Source organism: Curtobacterium pusillum (assembly GCF_013359865.1).
GTDB lineage: Bacteria > Actinomycetota > Actinomycetes > Actinomycetales > Microbacteriaceae > Curtobacterium > Curtobacterium pusillum.
In genome coordinates this window covers 1-1984 of record NZ_JABMCE010000039.1, presented here as the reverse complement: position 1 = coordinate 1984, position 1984 = coordinate 1, and the positions used below count along the sequence as shown (strand labels likewise).

Annotated in this window: 2 protein-coding genes; both read right to left on the bottom strand. The window is 69.5% G+C overall.

All coding sequences use genetic code 11. The features are described from left to right. Positions 1–18 precede the first annotated feature (18 nt). Positions 19–435 (bottom strand): arsenate reductase ArsC, encoded by a 417-nt coding sequence (locus HP507_RS01015; protein WP_175350017.1) that lies wholly within the window; start codon positions 433–435, stop codon positions 19–21. Positions 436–455: 20 nt separating this feature from the next. Next, complete coding sequence (locus tag HP507_RS01010; protein ID WP_175350016.1) at positions 456–1853, bottom strand: arsenic transporter; 1398 nt, start codon at positions 1851–1853, stop codon at positions 456–458. Positions 1854–1984 lie beyond the last annotated feature (131 nt).

The following is a 1984-nucleotide window of genomic DNA, read 5'->3' as shown; positions in this document are numbered from 1 at the left end:
TCTGCGGCTTCCTGGTCGTTACGCGGTTGCTTCGGCGGGCAGCAGCTCGGCGAGGAGCGTCTGGACGCGGTGCTTGATGTCGTCGCGGATGGGGCGGACGTCCTCGATGCCGCGGCCGGCGGGGTCGGTGAGGTCCCAGTCCTCGTATCGCTTGCCGGGGAAGATCGGGCACGCGTCGCCGCAGCCCATGGTGATGACGGCGTCAGAGTCGCGGACCGCGTCGGTGGTGAGGATCTTCGGCTGGTTGCCGGCGATGTCGATGCCGGCTTCGGCCATCGCCTGGATCGCGATCGGGTTGATCTGGTCCTTCGGCTCGGAGCCGGCGGAGAGAACCTCGACGCGGTCGCCGCCGAGGGCCTGGGCATAGCCGGCGGCCATCTGGGAGCGTCCGGCGTTGTGGACGCAGACGAACAGGATCGTGGGCTTGTCACTCATGGGTGTGTGTCTTTCCGGGTTCAGCGGATGAGGGTGAGCCAGCCGGCGAGGGCGGCGAGGGTGACGGCGAGAACGGGGATGGTGAGGACGATGCCGGTGCGGAAGTACTGCCCCCACCCGATGTGGATGCCCTTCTTCTCCAGCACGTGCAACCACAGCAGCGTCGCGAGGGACCCGATGGGGGTGATCTTCGGACCGAGGTCGGAGCCGATCACGTTGGCGTAGACCATCACCTCGTGGGTGAGCCCGGTCGCGCCGGCGCCGCCGATGGCGAGGGCGGCGATGAGGACGGTGGGCATGTTGTTCATCAGGGACGCGAGGATCGCGATGGTGAACCCGACGCCGAGCGCGGTGACGAGGACCCCGTGGTCACCGAACACGTCGAACAGCTTCGCGAGGTGGTCAGTGAGCCCCTGGTTCTGGAGGCCGTAGACGACGAGGTACATGCCGATGGAGAACAGCACGATCTGCCACGGCGCCTCCCGGATCGTCTTCCACACCGGAATCACCCGACCCGACGGCGCACCCGACCCAGCGCCGCCGGCGGTGACGGTGGCGGTGCCGCCCGTGGTGACGAGGACCGGGGCAGCCTCCGCACGGGCGAAGAGGAACGCGGGCTGCCGGGCCGCCACGGCGACGATCACGACCGCCCCGACACCGGCGACGGCCGCGAGCGGGACGCCGAGCGGGTCGGCGGCGAAGTACCCGACCAGCAGCAGCGCCAGGACGACCCAGCCGGCACGGAACGTCGCCCGGTCCTTCACCGCCGCGGCAGGGCTGGTGAGGGCGAGGACGTCGTACCGCTTCGGGATGCTCTTGCCGAAGTAGAGCAGCAGCATGCCGAGGGACGCGAGGACGGAGACGATGCCGACGGGGATCATGACGGCCGCGTACTCGGCGAAGCCGAGGTGGAAGTAGTCGGCGGAGACGATGTTGACCAGGTTCGACACCACCAGCGGCAAGCTGCCGGTGTCGGCGATGAACCCGGTGGCGAGGATGAACCCGAGCGCCGCCTTCCGCGGCATGTTCAGGGCCCGGAGCATCCCGACGACGATCGGGGTGAGGATCAGCGCGGCCCCGTCGTTGGCGAACACCGCCGCGATGACGGCGCCGAGGCCGACGATCAGCACGAACAGCAGCCGTCCGTTGCCGCGACCCCAGCGGGCAACGTGGAGGGCAGCCCACTCGAAGAACCCGGCCTCGTCGAGGATCAACGAGATCAGCACCACCGCGACGAACGTCAGTGTCGCGTTCCACACGATCCCGACCACGGTCGGGACGTCGGAGAGGCCGACGACGGTGGTGGCGAGGGCGATGACGGCGCCGATGAGCGCCGTGTACCCGATCGGGAAGCCCTTGGGCTGCCAGATCACCACCACGAGCGTCGCGACGAAGATCGCCGCCGCGACCACAGCCATCACCATCAGTCCGTCACCGCAGCCTGATTCGCCGCCGCGGCGGCGCGCTCCCAGCCCTGCGCGGCGACCTGCACGGCGTCCCACGGGGACCCGAGCGGCGGCGTGTAGCTGAGGTCGAGATCGATCACGTC

Coding starts and splice junctions, on each gene's coding strand:
- HP507_RS01015 (WP_175350017.1), bottom strand. CDS start 435: ATGAGTGACAAGCCCACGATCCTGTTCGTCTGCGTCCACAACGCCGGA.
- HP507_RS01010 (WP_175350016.1), bottom strand. CDS start 1,853: ATGGCTGTGGTCGCGGCGGCGATCTTCGTCGCGACGCTCGTGGTGGTG.